At 66.8% G+C, this 15,317-nt stretch carries 17 protein-coding genes; 9 read left to right on the forward strand and 8 right to left on the reverse strand.

What is annotated here, in order from left to right; all coding sequences use genetic code 11:
- Positions 1 to 356 precede the first annotated feature (356 nt).
- Positions 357 to 842: a hypothetical protein gene (locus RMCB_RS12635; RefSeq protein WP_062829061.1), complete on the forward strand. Its 486-nt coding sequence runs from the start codon at positions 357 to 359 to the stop codon at positions 840 to 842.
- Positions 843 to 849: 7 nt separating this feature from the next.
- Here the strand turns inward: RMCB_RS12635 and RMCB_RS12640 are convergent, their stop codons facing one another.
- Positions 850 to 2,556 carry a DEAD/DEAH box helicase gene (locus RMCB_RS12640; RefSeq protein WP_062829062.1) on the reverse strand — a complete coding sequence of 569 codons (1,707 nt, stop codon included), beginning with the start codon at positions 2,554 to 2,556 and terminating at the stop codon, positions 850 to 852.
- Between the two features lie 73 nt (positions 2,557 to 2,629).
- A complete protein-coding gene (locus tag RMCB_RS12645) occupies positions 2,630 to 3,124 on the reverse strand; it encodes a cupin domain-containing protein (protein ID WP_062829063.1) in 495 nt (164 codons plus the stop codon).
- 96 nt (positions 3,125 to 3,220) lie between these two features.
- Here RMCB_RS12645 and RMCB_RS12650 point away from each other — a divergent pair, with 96 nt between their 5' ends.
- The gene (locus RMCB_RS12650; protein ID WP_062829064.1) at positions 3,221 to 3,988 is read left to right on the forward strand and encodes a polysaccharide deacetylase family protein; all 768 of its coding nucleotides are present in this window, start codon (positions 3,221 to 3,223) and stop codon (positions 3,986 to 3,988) included.
- On the opposite strand, the gene RMCB_RS12655 is transcribed toward RMCB_RS12650, so the two are convergent.
- The gene (locus RMCB_RS12655; protein ID WP_062829065.1) at positions 3,978 to 4,931 is read right to left on the reverse strand and encodes an SDR family NAD(P)-dependent oxidoreductase; all 954 of its coding nucleotides are present in this window, start codon (positions 4,929 to 4,931) and stop codon (positions 3,978 to 3,980) included. The genes RMCB_RS12650 and RMCB_RS12655 overlap by 11 nt on opposite strands.
- A gap of 108 nt (positions 4,932 to 5,039) precedes the next feature.
- Between RMCB_RS12655 and RMCB_RS12660 the strand changes: the two genes are divergently transcribed.
- From RMCB_RS12660 to groL, 4 genes are all read left to right on the forward strand, one after another.
- Positions 5,040 to 5,588 (forward strand): TetR/AcrR family transcriptional regulator, encoded by a 549-nt coding sequence (locus RMCB_RS12660; RefSeq protein ID WP_062829066.1) that lies wholly within the window; start codon positions 5,040 to 5,042, stop codon positions 5,586 to 5,588.
- 10 nt (positions 5,589 to 5,598) lie between these two features.
- Complete coding sequence (locus RMCB_RS12665; protein WP_062829067.1) at positions 5,599 to 6,432, forward strand: LLM class F420-dependent oxidoreductase; 834 nt, start codon at positions 5,599 to 5,601, stop codon at positions 6,430 to 6,432.
- 9 nt (positions 6,433 to 6,441) lie between these two features.
- Positions 6,442 to 6,999 (forward strand): hypothetical protein, encoded by a 558-nt coding sequence (locus tag RMCB_RS12670; RefSeq protein WP_062829068.1) that lies wholly within the window; start codon positions 6,442 to 6,444, stop codon positions 6,997 to 6,999.
- Positions 7,000 to 7,216: 217 nt separating this feature from the next.
- Positions 7,217 to 8,842, forward strand: a complete 1,626-nt coding sequence (groL, locus tag RMCB_RS12680) for a chaperonin GroEL (protein WP_029369491.1) — start codon at positions 7,217 to 7,219, stop codon at positions 8,840 to 8,842.
- A gap of 80 nt (positions 8,843 to 8,922) precedes the next feature.
- Here the strand turns inward: groL and RMCB_RS12685 are convergent, their stop codons facing one another.
- The 3 genes from RMCB_RS12685 to RMCB_RS12695 form a co-directional block, all read right to left on the reverse strand.
- Complete coding sequence (locus RMCB_RS12685) at positions 8,923 to 10,269, reverse strand: PE-PPE domain-containing protein (protein ID WP_062829069.1); 1,347 nt, start codon at positions 10,267 to 10,269, stop codon at positions 8,923 to 8,925.
- Between the two features lie 210 nt (positions 10,270 to 10,479).
- Positions 10,480 to 10,857 carry a hypothetical protein gene (locus tag RMCB_RS12690; RefSeq protein WP_062829070.1) on the reverse strand — a complete coding sequence of 126 codons (378 nt, stop codon included), beginning with the start codon at positions 10,855 to 10,857 and terminating at the stop codon, positions 10,480 to 10,482.
- The gene (locus RMCB_RS12695) at positions 10,854 to 12,605 is read right to left on the reverse strand and encodes an N-acyl-D-amino-acid deacylase family protein (RefSeq protein ID WP_062829071.1); all 1,752 of its coding nucleotides are present in this window, start codon (positions 12,603 to 12,605) and stop codon (positions 10,854 to 10,856) included. Before RMCB_RS12695 ends, RMCB_RS12690 begins: the two co-directional genes overlap by 4 nt.
- 65 nt (positions 12,606 to 12,670) lie before the next feature.
- Here RMCB_RS12695 and RMCB_RS12700 point away from each other — a divergent pair, with 65 nt between their 5' ends.
- Complete coding sequence (locus tag RMCB_RS12700; protein WP_029369495.1) at positions 12,671 to 13,054, forward strand: VOC family protein; 384 nt, start codon at positions 12,671 to 12,673, stop codon at positions 13,052 to 13,054.
- Here the strand turns inward: RMCB_RS12700 and RMCB_RS12705 are convergent.
- Positions 13,051 to 13,566, reverse strand: a complete 516-nt coding sequence (locus RMCB_RS12705; RefSeq protein ID WP_062829072.1) for a hypothetical protein — start codon at positions 13,564 to 13,566, stop codon at positions 13,051 to 13,053. The genes RMCB_RS12700 and RMCB_RS12705 overlap by 4 nt on opposite strands.
- Positions 13,563 to 14,156 (reverse strand): Rv1363c family protein, encoded by a 594-nt coding sequence (locus RMCB_RS12710; RefSeq protein ID WP_062829073.1) that lies wholly within the window; start codon positions 14,154 to 14,156, stop codon positions 13,563 to 13,565. The genes RMCB_RS12705 and RMCB_RS12710 overlap by 4 nt, the downstream gene beginning before the upstream one ends.
- A gap of 55 nt (positions 14,157 to 14,211) precedes the next feature.
- Between RMCB_RS12710 and RMCB_RS12715 the strand changes: the two genes are divergently transcribed.
- Together RMCB_RS12715 and RMCB_RS12720 are read left to right on the forward strand one after the other, a co-directional pair.
- Positions 14,212 to 14,730 (forward strand): mycothiol transferase, encoded by a 519-nt coding sequence (locus RMCB_RS12715; RefSeq protein ID WP_029369498.1) that lies wholly within the window; start codon positions 14,212 to 14,214, stop codon positions 14,728 to 14,730.
- Positions 14,727 to 15,290: a phosphatase PAP2 family protein gene (locus RMCB_RS12720; RefSeq protein ID WP_062829074.1), complete on the forward strand. Its 564-nt coding sequence runs from the start codon at positions 14,727 to 14,729 to the stop codon at positions 15,288 to 15,290. The genes RMCB_RS12715 and RMCB_RS12720 overlap by 4 nt, the downstream gene beginning before the upstream one ends.
- Positions 15,291 to 15,317 lie beyond the last annotated feature (27 nt).

Genomic DNA, 15,317 nt, shown 5'->3' on the forward strand with positions numbered 1-15,317 from the left:
CCGACACCCCCTGCGCGGCAAGCCACCCGCGCTTCTGCCCATGAGGCTGCAGGTGATACCGATCGACAAACGCACGAACCTCCGCCGCCGAAAACCCCGGGCTGATCGACATAACCCTCCATCCCAAACAGGTCGATGAATGACTCACAACCAGCCTGGCAAAGAGGGGCGTCGGTGAAATCACAGCGTTTTCGTCGAGCTCGCGGCCTGTGGGCTCAGTGTCCACGATTCCGTGGGGAGAACCAGGTGTAGGGGACCGAAGTCCTGTTCTGTGTGACTTGAGTCCGCGCGGTTGGTGCCCTTTGGCCATTAGCGGCGGCTTCAGCGAGATCTAGTGTGACCAGCAGGTATTGGCGATGTTCCAGGTCGCCCGAGAGTTAGGGGACGACGCGATGGTTACTGTCAATCTTCGGATTCTGGCCGTGGCCGGGCTGTTGGCTGCGGGCCTCGTCGGACCGGTAGCACTGGTTCGTGCCGACGCACCCACCGTCGGCACGGATTGTGGCTCGGCCCAAATCGGTGATAAGGCAACGGCTCCCGATGGTGGCGCCCTTCGCTGCATGGCCGATGAGTCAGGGCAGATCCACTGGTTGCCCGACACGCATGCGGTCACGACGATCGCGGACCTGCAAGGTGCCGGTTACTCTGTGACCGTAGAGCGAACCGGCGATCATCCACTGCCCGACTGCGCTGTGGTGGAGGTGCACAACCCAATGACCGTCACCTCGTTGAACTCCGGGGGAAATGCACCCGGAGGGCCTGGCTCGATCGGCAACAAGCATCAGACGACGATCACCGTCAGCAAGACCATCGACGTGACGCTGGACTGCGCCGCGCACTAGTGCCTTCTCAGGCCTTCAGGTCGCGCACCGCTTCGATGCGGGCCTTGAGCTGATCGGTCGTCGCCGCGGCCACCGGCGGCCCACCGCAGATGCGACGCAACTCGTTGTGGATCCAGCCGTGTGGCTTGCCGGTGCGGTGATGCGCGATGGTCACCAACGCGTTGAGTTCGCGACGCAATTCCCGGATCTGGCCGTGCGTGGTGCGCGGCGGCGGGGGACCACCCGCGACGGCCGCCTCGGCAGTGCGCTTGTTGAGTTGTTCATCTTGCCTGCGGCGCAACAGGTCTCGCATCTGCTCGGCATCGAGCAGGCCCGGGATGCCGAGATAGTCGGCTTCCTCGTCGCTGCCTGCCGGCGTGGCGGTGCCGAATGATGCGCCGTCGAAGATGACCTGGTCCAGCTCGGCGTCCGCGCCGAGGGACTCGAAGCCGTTCTCCAGCTCACTCTTCTCGTCCTTGCGCTTCTCGGCGGCTTCGAGCGCCTCGTCGTCCAGTCCGTCGGACTCCCGGTGCGGCTTGCCCAGCACGTGGTTGCGTTGCGCTTCCATCTCGCTGGCCAACAGCAGCAGATTGGGCACCGACGGCAGGAAGATGCTGGCGGTCTCACCGGGGCGGCGCGAACGCACGAACCGGCCGATGGCCTGAGCGAAGAACAGCGGCGTCGAGGCGCTCGTGGCGTACACGCCGACGGACAGCCGCGGCACGTCGACGCCCTCGGACACCATGCGGACCGCGACCAGCCACCGGCTGGTGCTTTGCGAGAACTGGCTGATCCGATCCGAGGCGGCCGGATCGTCGGAGAGCACCACGGTGGGGGCCTCGCCGGTGATCTTGGTGAGCAGGTCGGCGTAGGCCCGGGCGGTGGTCTGGTTGGTGGCGATGATCATGCCGCCGGCATCGGGCACGTGCTGACGCTTCTGCTGCAAGCGCTTGTCGGCCGCGGCGATCACCGCGGGCATCCATTCGCCTGCCGGGTTCAACGCCGTGCGCCAGGCCCGCGCGGTCTGCTCTGCGGTCAGCGGTTCGCCGAGCCGCGCAGCGTGCTCCTCGCCGGCACTGTCGCGCCAGCGGGCCTCACCCGAGTAGGCGAGGAACACCACCGGCCGCACGACGCCGTCGGCCAGCGCGTCGGAGTAGCCGTACACATGGTCGGCCTGGGAACGCTGGTATCCGCTCTCGTCGGGCTCGTACCTGACGAACGGGATCGGGCTGTCGTCGCTGCGGAACGGGGTTCCGGTGAGAGCCAGGCGCCGCGTCGCGTCGTCGAACGCCTCACGCATCGCGTCGCCCCAGCTCTTCGCGTCACCGCCGTGGTGGATCTCGTCGAAGATCACCAGCGTCTTGCGGCTCTCGGTGCGCACCCGATGCCGGGTGGGGTGGCTGGCCACCTGGGCGTAGGTGACGACGACGCCGTGGTACTCGGCCGAGGTCTGCGAGTTGGAGTTGCTGAACTTCGGGTCAAGCGCGATGCCGTTGCGCGCCGCCGACTGTGCCCACTGGATCTTGAGATGCTCGGTGGGCACCACCACGGTGACCGCGTCGACCGTGCGGTCACCCAGCAGCTCCGCCGCGATCCGCAGCGCAAACGTGGTCTTACCCGCGCCGGGGGTGGCGACCGCCAGGTAATCCCGTGGCTTGGCGGTCAAGTACTTCACCAGCGCCTTGCGCTGCCAGCCCCGCAGTGCCTGGGTGCTGGGCGCTGCATCAGCCCGCACCCGAGGACTCCTCTCAGTCGGAAAGCAGTCTAGGCCAGTGCCTTACGTCAGCGCATATCCGCAGGATGTGTCGTCAGATGAAGAAGTTGTCGTTCTTGATGAACCACTCGGTCCGTTCGTCGTCGCTCATGTCCGCCAACTGCGCGAACCCCTCGAAGTAGACCTCGCGCGGCGCGCCCGGAGCAAACAGCATCAGCAACGACGTCGGCGCGTCGGACTCGTTGCGGAAGCCGTGGATGCCGCCCGGTGGCACGTAGAGGAAATCGCCGGTGTTGCCATCCAGCCACTCGGTGCCGTCGTAGAGCCGCACGGTCCCCGACAGCACGAAGAAGGATTCGGACATGGCGCGGTGGAAATGCGGACCGGGGCCGCCGCCCTTGGGGCTGATGTCCACCCGGTACAGACCGTAATCCCCGTTGGTCCGTTGCTGATTGGCCAGATAGTGGTATTTGACCAGGCCGAAGGAGTCGTAGTCGGGTGGGTCGTCGGCGCGTCGGATCCAGGCGCTGACTTCCGGTTCGTCCTTGGTATAGCGGGCCGGGGGATATGGCGGCACGACAAGCGACACGCCCTTGAGCGTAGCCCTGACCGGGCTCAAGGCCAGGCAGCCAATCCACAGTTTGCGGACACGTGGGGTTCAACCTGCGCGCCTACCATCCGCCATGTGATCACCCGGCGGGCTTTTCTGGCCGCCACCGCTGTCGGTTCATTGGCCGCGGCAGGTGTGCCTCGCGCGTTCGCCAATCCCATTGCACCCGACCCCGGCAGTGTCGCGGCCACCAACCGCGGCCGGGCCCCGTCGCGCTGGGGGACCGCCCTGCCGGGCGTGCAGACGTCGTTCGCACCCGGCGGCCGGCAGATCGCGCTGACGTTCGACGCCTGCGACGGCGCCTGTGACGAGGCGTTGCTCACCACGCTGCAGAACTACGGTGTGCCTGCGGTGCTGATGTTCAACTCCCGCTGGATCGACCGCAACCCCGACCGCGCCGCGCAACTGGCGGCCAATCCGTTGTTCGAGATCGGCAATCACGGCACCCGGCATCTTCCGCTGTCGGTCACCGGGCGGTCCGCTTACGGCATCGGGGGCACGCGGTCGGTCGACGAGGTGGTCGACGAGGTGTGGCGCAACCACCAGCGGCTCACCGAGCTGACGGGCAGGGCGCCCGTCTGGTTCCGGCCGGGCACCGCGTACTACGACGACGTGGCCGTCGACATCGTCCATCAGCTCGGCGAGCAACCACTCGGCTTCTCGGTCAACGGCGACCTCGGTGCGAAGGCGTCGGCCGCGGCGGTTCGTTCCAACGTCATGACGGCGGCACCCGGGTCCATCGTGGTCGCGCACATGAACCACCCGAACTCGGGCACCCACGCCGGCATCGCCGACGCGATCCCGCAGATGCAGGCCGCCGGCTGGCAGTTCGTCACGCCGTAGTGATGTCCTGCAGGCTCGGGTAGCTCACCCCGGTCAGCTCCTCGGACACCGTCCACAACCGGCGCTGTGCTGCGGTGTCGTGCGAGGCTGCGCTTGAGGCGACGACCTTCGGGTAACCCCGTTGCTCGCCCAAGCCATCGGGGCCGAAGTACTGCCCGCCCAGCACACCAGGATCGGTGGCCGCGCGCAGCGTCGGCAGAGCGCCCATCGCGGCGCTCTGGAAGAGCGGTTCGGCCAGCTTGGTCACGGCGCCGACCAGCGGCGGCAGGTTGCGCGTGAGTTCGGTCCGCGATCCGCCGGGATGTGCGGCGGCCGCGATGGTGCGGGTGCCGGGCTGCGCACGCGAGGAGCGATTGGACTGAAGCCGCCGCTGCAATTCGTAGATGAACATCAGGTTGGCGAGCTTGGCCTGCCCGTAGGCGCCGACGCGGCTGTAGCCGAGGTCCCACTGCAGATCGTCGAACCGGATGCCGCGCGCGAAGCGATGACCGATGCTGCTGACCGTCACCACGCGCGATCCCGGCACCGCGAGCAGACGGTCGAGCAGCAGGCCCGTCAGCGCGAAATGGCCCAGATGGTTGGTGCCGAACTGCAGCTCGAAGCCGTCCTTGGTGGTCGATTTCGGGGTGAACATCACGCCGGCGTTGTTGATCAGCAGATCGATGCTCGGGTGGTTGGCGCGCAGCGCATCGGCGGCCGCGTGGATCGAGTCCAGCGAGGTCAGGTCCAGTTCCTGCAGCGCGACGCGGGCGCCGGGGCTGGTCAGCTCTATCTGCCGCACGGCGTCCTTGCCCTTCTCGAGGTTGCGGACGGCCAGCACGACGTGCGCGCCCTTTGCCGCGAGCGCCTTGGCGGTTTCCAGTCCGAGGCCGGTGTTCGCGCCGGTGACGACGGCCGTACGGCCCGTTTGGTCTGGGATGTTGGCGGTGGTCCAGTGGGGCATGAGAGACTCCTTGTCGGGTAAAACGGAGAGAGCGCTCCGGTTGTGTTCCAACTATACGGAACGCGCGCCCCGTTTTGTCAACGCTGGCAAGTGGTGAGGTGATCAACGATGCGCGCGGATGCTGCCCGCAACCGTGCCCGGGTGCTGGACGTCGCCTATGAGACGTTCGCGGCCGAAGGCCTTTCGGTGCCGATCGACGAGATCGCCCGGCGGGCGGGCGTCGGAGCGGGGACCGTCTACCGGCATTTCCCCACCAAGGAAGATCTGTTCCGCGCGGTGATCGCCGAGCGGATCCGCCTCGTCGTCGAGAAGGCGCGCACCCTGCTCGCCGGAGCCGACCCGGGCGAGGCGTTGTTCCTGTTCCTGCGCGCGATGGTGCTTCAGTGGGGGGCGACCGATAAAGGGCTGGTCGACGCGCTGGCCGGCCTCGGTATCGAGGTGAACGGCGCGGCGCCCGAAGCCGAGGGCGAGTTCCTCGCAGCGCTCGCCGAGCTGCTCGCGGCGGCCCAGCGCGCAGGGGTTGTGCGCAACGATGTCACCGTTCCCGAAGTCAAGGCGCTGCTCGTCGGCTGCCAGGCCATGCAGACCTACAACGCCGGTGTGGCCGAACGGGTCACCGACGTCGTCTTCGACGGATTGCGGGCCCGCCCGGAGTAGCGTCGGCCACATGAAGTTCGGCATCGCGACGTTCGTCGACGACGACACCATCGATTCGGTATCTCTGGCGCGTGCGATCGAAGAGCGGGGCTTCGCATCGCTCATCGTCGCCGAGCACAGTCACATCCCGGCGAGCCGGGAATCGGCCTACCCCAACGGCGGCGATCTGCCCGCGTACTACTACAACACGCTCGACCCGTTCGTCACGCTCGCCGCCGCCGCGGCAGTGACCTCCACGATCGAACTCTTCACCGGGGTCGCCCTGCTCATCCAGCGCGATCCGATCCACACCGCCAAGGAAGCCGCGAGCATCGACCTGATCTCCGACGGCCGCTTCGTCTTCGGCGTGGGGGCAGGCTGGAATCTCGAGGAGATGCGCGACCACGGCACCGATCCGAAGACCCGCGGTGCGCGCCTCGACGAGAGTATCGAGGCCATCAAGGCACTGTGGACCGACGAACCCGCCGAGTATCACGGCAAGTACGTCAACTTCGACCCGTCCTACTGCCGTCCCAAGCCGGTCCAGAAGCCACACCCGCCGATCTACGTCGGCGGGAACTCCGACGCCACGGTCAAGCGCGTGATCCGCCACGGTGCGGGCTGGATCTCCAACGCACTGCCGCGCGAAGCGCTGGCCAACCGGATCGCCCAGATTCGCGACGGCGCCGGACACGATGTGCCGCTGGCGATGTTCGGTGCGCCGATCAAGCCCGACTATTGGCGCGCCGCCGAGGACCTCGGTTTCGGTCAGCTCGGCCTGTTCCTGCCCTCGGTGGGCAAGGACGAAACCCTGGGCCTGCTCGACGACTATGCGGCGCAGGTACAGCAGTACCAATCCGGTTAGCCTTCACCGGTGAGGCGCAGAACCAACTGGTGGCTGGTCGCGTTGATCTCGGCCGCCGTGGTGCTGAGCTGCGTCGGCTTGACGCTCGTGATCGGGTTCGTCGTCTTCTTCGTGTCTTTCGCCGACGACGACAATGTCGGTCCGCACGCCCTCGATGCCAAAGCGGCGGCCAAGGCCATGCATGACCGGCGGATCGGCATCCCCGACGGATTCACGTTCGAGGCCATGACCGTGCAGCGGGTGTTCTCCGGGGCCGATGGGTATATCGGCCGCTACGCGGTGCCCGATCCCTTCGACGACGCGGAACATGCTCTGGCGCAAGCCAATCCCGACTTCCCGGCACTGCGACGGGCCACCTGTGCCGACGAGATCGTGCATCACGACTTCGCGGAACTCGAGGGGTTCCACTGCGATGCCGGCACCGAGCTGGCGGTCAGCACCCGGTCCTTGGACGGTGAGGATGTCCTGACCGACAACTACTCCGGCACCCCGCCGGACGCCGAGACCGTGCTGCTGGCTCGCAACGGCGATCACGTGCAGCTCTTCGTGCTCTCGCGTGGGCATTGAGGGGCAGTCGCCCCGCGACCACTCCGCTGAACGCGAACGCTCTTGCACTCACCCAGGCCGAGTGCTAAGAATGCAGTTGGCACTCTCGATCAGTGAGTGCTAGGTCGGGACGGTGAGACCGGGGCCGCACCTGCGGGAGCACACCCCAGTCGTCCGTCGCGGGCACTGAACCCGACTACAGAACGTGCGATCCCCTATCCGGAGGAATCACTTCGCAATGGCTAAGACAATTGCGTATGACGAAGAGGCCCGTCGTGGCCTCGAGCGGGGCCTCAACAGCCTCGCCGACGCGGTAAAGGTCACGCTGGGCCCCAAGGGTCGCAACGTTGTCCTCGAGAAGAAGTGGGGCGCCCCCACGATCACCAACGATGGTGTGTCCATCGCCAAGGAGATCGAGCTGGAGGACCCGTACGAGAAGATCGGCGCTGAGCTGGTCAAAGAGGTCGCCAAGAAGACCGACGACGTCGCGGGCGACGGCACCACCACCGCCACCGTTCTGGCCCAGGCCCTGGTTCGCGAAGGCCTGCGCAACGTCGCTGCCGGCGCCAACCCGCTCGGCCTGAAGCGCGGCATCGAGAAGGCCGTCGAGAAGGTCACCGAGACGCTGCTGAAGAGCGCCAAGGAGGTGGAGACCAAGGAGCAGATCGCTGCCACCGCCGGTATCTCCGCCGGAGACCAGTCCATCGGTGACCTGATCGCCGAGGCCATGGACAAGGTCGGCAACGAGGGTGTCATCACCGTCGAGGAGAGCAACACCTTCGGGCTGCAGCTGGAGCTCACCGAGGGCATGCGCTTCGACAAGGGCTACATCTCGGGTTACTTCGTGACCGACGCCGAGCGTCAGGAAGCCGTCCTGGAGGATCCCTACATCCTGCTGGTCAGCTCCAAGGTCTCGACCGTCAAGGACCTGCTGCCGCTGCTGGAGAAGGTCATCCAGTCCGGCAAGCCGCTGCTGATCATCGCCGAGGACGTCGAGGGCGAAGCCCTGTCGACCCTGGTCGTCAACAAGATCCGTGGCACCTTCAAGTCCGTCGCCGTCAAGGCCCCGGGCTTCGGCGACCGCCGCAAGGCCATGCTGCAGGACATCGCCATCCTCACCGGTGGCCAGGTCATCAGCGAAGAGGTCGGCCTCTCGCTGGAGACCGCCGATGTCGCACTGCTGGGCCAGGCCCGCAAGGTCGTCGTGACCAAGGATGAGACCACCATCGTCGAGGGCGCAGGCGACAGCGACGCCATCGCCGGTCGCGTGGCTCAGATCCGTGCCGAGATCGAGAACAGCGACTCCGACTACGACCGCGAGAAGCTGCAGGAGCGCCTGGCCAAGCTGGCCGGCGGTGTTGCAGTCATCAAGGCCGGCGCTGCCACCGAGGTGGAGCTCAAGGAGCGCAAGCACCGCATCGAGGACGCCGTCCGCAACGCGAAGGCCGCGGTCGAGGAGGGCATCGTCGCCGGTGGTGGCGTGGCTCTGCTGCAGTCGGCCCCCGCGCTGGAGGAGCTGCAGCTCACCGGTGACGAGGCCACCGGCGCCAACATCGTGCGTGTCGCGCTGTCGGCCCCGCTCAAGCAGATCGCCTTCAACGGTGGTCTGGAGCCCGGCGTCGTCGCCGAGAAGGTCACCAACTCGCCCGCCGGCACCGGCCTGAACGCCGCCACCGGTGAGTACGAGGACCTGCTCAAGGCCGGCGTCGCCGACCCGGTGAAGGTCACCCGCTCGGCGCTGCAGAACGCGGCGTCCATCGCGGCGCTGTTCCTCACCACCGAGGCCGTCGTCGCCGACAAGCCGGAGAAGGCCGCCGCACCTGCCGGCGACCCGACCGGTGGCATGGGCGGCATGGACTTCTAGGAGTCCTGCCCTTCTGCGGAAGAACAACGGAAAAGCCCGGTCTCCTTGGAGGCCGGGCTTTTTCGTGTCGCGAGTCGCTGTTACGCCGCGTCCTTGTCCTTCGCGGGCTGCTCGGTCTTGTCGTCGGGCGTGGCCTTGGTCTTGGTCTTGATCTTGATCTTGGTCAGGCTCGTCAGTGATTTGGCGGCGTCACGCAGCGACGGCAGTTTCAATTTCTTGGTATCCGGTTGTGTCGTCGTGAGTTTCGGCAGCTTCGGGGTGGCCTGCTTCGGCAGATCGGGGAGTGACGGCAACTTCGGCAGGTTCAGCGTGATCGGGTTCTGCGGCAGTTTGGTGCTGGTCGGTGCAGCGGTGGCGGATGTCAGGTCCGGGGTGGGTTCGGTTGCGATCCCGCTGTGAACCGGTGGGGGCGGGTTCTGGAAGTTGTTGATGCCCTGCTGGACTGCGCCGGGCATGGCTGCCGCGGCCTCGACGAACTTCTGCGGCGGCGTGAACAAGCTGAACTGCGTGGGGGTGGCGGGGTTGGTCGTGCGGTCGTAACCCATGTCGACGAGCACGCGCAGGACCGGCTCGACGGCGTCGATTCCGCCCTGCGGCAGGCCCAGCGCGTCGGCGGCCTGGCGCGCCGGCATCAGCAGGGGCAGGTGATCGGTGTGCACCACGTAGTAGGTGGTGGGTGCCTTGCCCGGCTGCTCGACGACGGTCTTGGTGGTGCCGTCCGCGTACTGGTAAGTCGTTGTGTCGCCGTTGGTTTCATGGCTGACGGCGTTGGCGTCGGTGTACTGGCTCATGTCGATGTTGTCGTAGTTCGCGTCCGGGTGCACATACACGACGGCCGCTGCGGCATTCGCGAGCGACAACGGGTTGAAGTACGCCGGGAAGTCCCCGTAGGTGTCGTACTCCCGGGTGATGTCGGTGGTCGTGAACTGGTCGGGCCCCATCGCGCCGGTGGACTGGATATCGGCGAAAGGTACGTAGAGCCAAGGGAATCGAGCGAATATGCCGCCGTTGGGCTTGTTGGCGTTGGCGATCAGGACGAACTCGAGGTTCGCCGGTGCGGTCGGGTCCGTCTCGAGCTGCTTGCGCTGCTTGTTGGTGACGACGGCGCCGAGCGAGTAGCCGACGACGACGATGTGATCGTCGGCGGTGTTGGGTGAGTTCGCACTCGAAATCGCTTGGCCGAGCTTGCTGTTGCCGTCGTTCACCGACTGCGCGAACGTGGGTGCGGTGAGCCCGCTGACCGGCCAGATCGCCGCCAGATACTGCACGCCGTGCGCGTCGCTGTACTGGCCGTCGAGTTTGTGGTTGATGTTGCCGCTGGTCGGGTCGTTGTTGCCGCCCACCCCGATCACGTAGTTCGTCAGGGTGGCCGCGATGGTCGGGCTGTTCAGCGCGACCGGCGTGATCAGAACGCAACTGGCGGCCACAGCCGCGGTACCCGCGACAGAGCGACGAGTCGACCGCTTGTTATGCGCATGACGACCAGACATCCGGACCCTCCCCGCAAACGTCCGTCGCGTCCGAGGCTAACTCGTGACGCGTTGGTGATCAGACAGTAGCGGTGAAGTTGCTGGGTGTGACCCGATTGAGCAAACTTGCCCAGGGAAGGTTCCGCGGTCTTTGCGAACGAAAAAAGCTCAGCTTTCTTCGATGGGTACGCAGTCGTGCAGATGGCCACTGCTTGCCGCGGGGGACTCGGGTGCGGCTTTGCGGTGAAGCACGGCCCGGCTGGGTACCACCCGCACCTCGTCGCCCGCCAGTTCGCCTGTCCCATCCACGATCAGTGAATAACCGCCCGGTTCGCGCGGCGGCCAGATCACGGTGACAGCAGGATGTCCGACGAGATTGGTGCGGGTGTGCCGACCGGCCGTGCCGACGCCGATGACGCCGTCGGTCAGCACCGGATCGACGGCCACCGTGTGTGCGCGGAAGTCGTCACCGACGGTGATCAGGTAGGCGAACGCGAAGTCCGCCAGCGCGTCGGCCAACTGGTCCAGATCTACCTTCACGCTCATGCTGCGCCCTCCGGAGCGGGTTGCCTGCCGCGCACCAGTTTGCCCGGCCGGGCGTCGGTGGGTACGCCGTGTTCGGCGATGATCTGTCCGGACACGACCGTGGCGACATACCCGTCGGCACTCTGATCCAGCCGACGTCCGCCGGCCGGAAGATCTCTGGCCACCACGGGCTTGTGCAGCCGGAGCGCGTCAGGATCGATCACGTTGAGATCAGCCTTGTAGCCCACGGCAATTCGTCCGCGGTCCAGCAGGTGTGCGACGCGCGCGGGCACCGAGGTGAGCTGACGGACCGCCTCGGCCATCGACAGCCGACCCGAAGCGCGGTCGCGCACCCAGTGTGTCAGCAGGTAGGTCGGGAAGCTCGCATCGCAGATCATCCCGTAATGCGCACCGCCGTCGCCGAGACCCAGCACCACGTCCTCACGGCGGATCAACTCGGCGACGGTGTCGAGCGAACCGTCACGGAAGTTGGCCAGCGTCACCAAGAGCATGGCGTGGCCGTCATCGTCGAGCAGCCGATCGTAGGCCTCTTCCAGCGGGTCGACGCCACGGGCCCGGGCCCGCGCGCCGATCGAATCCGACGGCGACGGTTCGTAATTGGGTGGATCGCCCAGCGGGTACATGTAGTCCCAAGCCTGCGCGGCGAACATCAGCGGATGCCCGTCACTGCTCGGCTTGTCGGTCAGAATGCGCTGTCGCACTGCGGGTTTGTGCATCTCGGCGACGCGTTCGGGCAGCGGCAGGTCGGCGATCTCCTGGTACGACGGGTACATCACGAACGGGTTGCCCGACAGCTCGAGGCCGAGCACAAGGCCGATGGGACGGGGGAAGATCTGCGCCGTGATATCTCCGCCGTCGGCGTTGGACTTCTCCACCATGCGTAGCGCGTCTTCGAAGAACGCGGGCCCGGCATTGCCGATCGCCAGCGTGAAGGTCACCGGCAGGCCGACCTCGGCGGCGACGTCGAATACGGTCTGCAGGGCGGGTTCGTAGTCGCCGGCGACCAGATCGGGCACGAATTGGATCAGGCCGCCACCGGCGTCGTCGACGCCGCGGGCGATCGCCTCGATCTCATCGTGGCCCGCGTCGTAACTCGGAATCGGTTGTCCGCTTTGGGTTTTGTGGATCGTCAGCCGCGATGACGCGAAACCCAGCGCGCCGACCTCGACCGCCTCGGCGGCGAGTTTGCGCAGCTGTGCGAGATCTTCCGGGGTGGCCGGCTCCCGATCCACACCGCGCTGGCCCATCACGTACACACGCAGCGGCGAGTGGGGCAGCAGCGCGGCCACATCGATATCGCGTCGTCCCGCATCGAGAGTGTCGAGAAACTCCGGGAACGTCTCCCACGTCCACGGCAAACCGTCGACCATCACCACGCCGGGGATGTCCTCGACCCCGGCCATCACGTCGACCAGCACGTCGTGGTCCTCGGCCCGGCACGGCGCGAATCCCACGCCGCAATTGCCCATGACCGCGGTGGTCACGCCATGCGCCGAGGACGGCGTGAGCCGGTCGCTCCAGATCGCCTGCCCGTCGTAGTGGGTGTGCAGGTCGACGAATCCCGGGGTGACCACCAGGCCGGTGGCGTCGATCTCGCGCGTCCCGGAACCATCCACCGATCCGACCGCGACGATCACGCCGTCGCGCACCGCGACATCGCCGGCATACGGTTTGCCGCCCAGCCCGTCGACGATCAGGCCGCCGCGGATGCACAGATCGAATGTTGCGGCGTCAGAGTCATAGCCCACCTAACCAACGTACGACGATCCGCGCCGTAGGGGAATGTGTCGGTGCCACATGCCAAGATCAAGCCGTGATCGACCACTTCGGAATCAACTGCACCGACTGGGCCAAGTCCAAGCAGTTCTATGACACTGTGCTCGGCGTGCTCGGGTACGGCCGCCAGCTCGACTTCGACGTCGCGATCGGCTACGGCCGCGATGGTAAGCCGGACTTCTGGATTGCCGACGCCAGTGCCGGTGACGCGGGCGGCCCCAACCGGGAGGTCCACGTGGCGTTCCAGGCGGCCGACGTCGACGCGGTCAAGGCGTTCTACGACGCCGCCGTGGGGTTGGGCGCCGAATCACTGCACGAGCCGCGGCTGTGGCCGGAGTACCACCCGGGCTACTTCGGGGCATTCGTGCGCGATCCCGACGGCAACAACGTCGAGGCGGTTTTCCACGGGGCCGCGGGCTAGGGGGTGCCCTTCCGATCGAACGAGTCCATCAGCCAGGAGCCGTGGACATTGGTCAGCCCGATCAGCACGGTGTTCTGTGACTGCGTCGGGGGCTGATCGCCCGTCGTCGCGGTGGTGTTGACGAAGGCCAGCACTTGGGCGGTGTCTTCGGACAGGCTGTCGACGCCGGCGCGCACCACGGTGGCAGTCGAGGTGATGTGGGTTTGGCGGGCCTGCGGGATCACCGACTTGCGCATGGTGTCCTGATAGTCGGTAAGGAACTTGCCGGTCAGCAGCGCGGTGCGGGAACCGAGGTCGGCTTCGCTGATGGCCGGGGTGTAGCTCATGACCGTCGGCAGGTTCGCGCGCACCACGTCGATCACCTGTTGCCGGGCCGCGGCTCGGTCGGCCACCGGCTCGGGGGCCGGTCTGCTCTTGATGATGAACTGCCAGCCGCCCAGGCCGGTCGCCACGGCGATGCCGAGGCAGAGGAATGCGACCAGCAGTCCCCATGCGACCCGTCGCGCGGTCACGGAACGAACTCCAGCTTCGAGACCTTGTAGGAGGCCGCGGTCTCGACGACGGTCAGCACCAACCGCTGTGCCCGGTCCTGTGGGGCGGTGGTCGTGGTACTGGTGTGGGTGGAGACGCTGATCAGCACGACGGCTTGTCCCGCCGTGAACGATTCGAGGCCCGAAGCGCTGACGGTGCCGCGAGACGTCGAGCCGTTGGTCACTATCGCCTGCTTGAAGGTGTCGGCCTGCTTCTGGAAGTCGTCGTGGAATGCTCCGGTCGACCCGTCGAGCACGCGCTGGATGTCGGCATCGACCCTCGCCGCGCTCACCGACGAAACCGTCTCGGCGAAGCTTCGCGCGGCGTCGACATACGGTTGCCACCGCGGGTTGGCGGTAGACGCGGCAGGTTCGCTGCGGACGAACTGGCTGATCGCAAAACCGGTGGCGCCCAGCAACATCAGGGCCAGGACCGCGGGGATTGCGATGGCGGCGACCACCAGGGCCTGGGATTTGCGTGGCGGACCGGGCGGTGGGAGGTACCCGGGCAGGTACGGCGGTGCGTGCTGGATCGGCGGAGGCTGGTGCCACGGATCCGGTTGACCGCCCATGGCCGTGATAGTAACGGCGCTCGACCGGTCGGGACCTGCGGGTAGCGTCGCTGCCATGACCTCCGATGAATCCGACGCTGTCCGCGAACTGCTGCGCGATTCCTTCTCCCGGCTGATCGAACACGTCGATGACCTCACCGACGGGCTCAGCGACGAAGCCGCGACGTACCGCCCGACGCCGCAGGCCAACAGCATCGCGTGGCTGATCTGGCACAGTGCGCGCGGGCAGGATCTGCAGCTGTGTGACATCGCAGGGTTCGAGCAGGTGTGGTTCCGCGACGGGTGGGTGGACCGGTTCGGCCTCGACTTGCCGCGCGACGACATGGGCTACGGCCACAGTGCCGCCGATGTCGCCAAGGTCCGCGCCTCCGCGGATCTGTTGGCCGGCTACTACCGGGCCGTGCACAAGGTGACATTGGAGTACATCGCCACCGTCACGCCCGAGGAGCTGAGCCGCATCGTCGACACCCGGTGGAATCCGCCGGTGACCGCGAGCGTGCGGCTGGTCAGCATCATCGACGACTGTGCGCAGCACCTGGGGCAGGCCGCGTACCTACGCGGCATCATCGGGTGATCGCGCGGTGTTGGCCGCCGATCGGGCTGGTGGCCATGTTGCTGCTGGGCTGGGCCCTCGGTCAGGGACCGACCGCTGTCGACACCTGGTTCCAGCAGCTGGGTTCCGACATGGGTTCCTCGCGCACCGCGTTCCTGGTGTTCACCTACCCGCCGGCGCTGACGTTGGTGCTGGTGGCCGTGATCGTCGTGACGCTGCGTCGAAGACAGTGGTGGCTGGCGGTCGCCATGCTGCTGAGCGCGCCGCTGTCCACACTTGTGGTGCAGGTCTGTAAACGCATCTTCGGTCGGGAGAAGGGTGGCGCGCTGTGCTATCCCAGCGGGCACACCACGTTCGCGGTGGTGGTGCTCGGCCTGCTGGTGGTCGCGGCGGGGATCGCGGTGTGGTCCTTGGTCGTCGCAGTCACCCTCGGGCTGCTGGCCATGTTCGGCCAGGCCATCACCTATCACTACTTCACCGACACCATCGGCGCAGTGCTGCTGGCGACATCGGTGGTCTGCATGGTCGCTCTCGTCGCCAGGCGCGAGGTCGAGGCTGCCTCGGCCGCCCGTCTCACTTGACAGGTGTCAACCCCGGTGCGACCTGCG

The sequence above is a fragment of the Mycolicibacterium brisbanense genome (assembly GCF_001570425.1).
In the GTDB taxonomy this organism is placed as follows: domain Bacteria; phylum Actinomycetota; class Actinomycetes; order Mycobacteriales; family Mycobacteriaceae; genus Mycobacterium; species Mycobacterium brisbanense.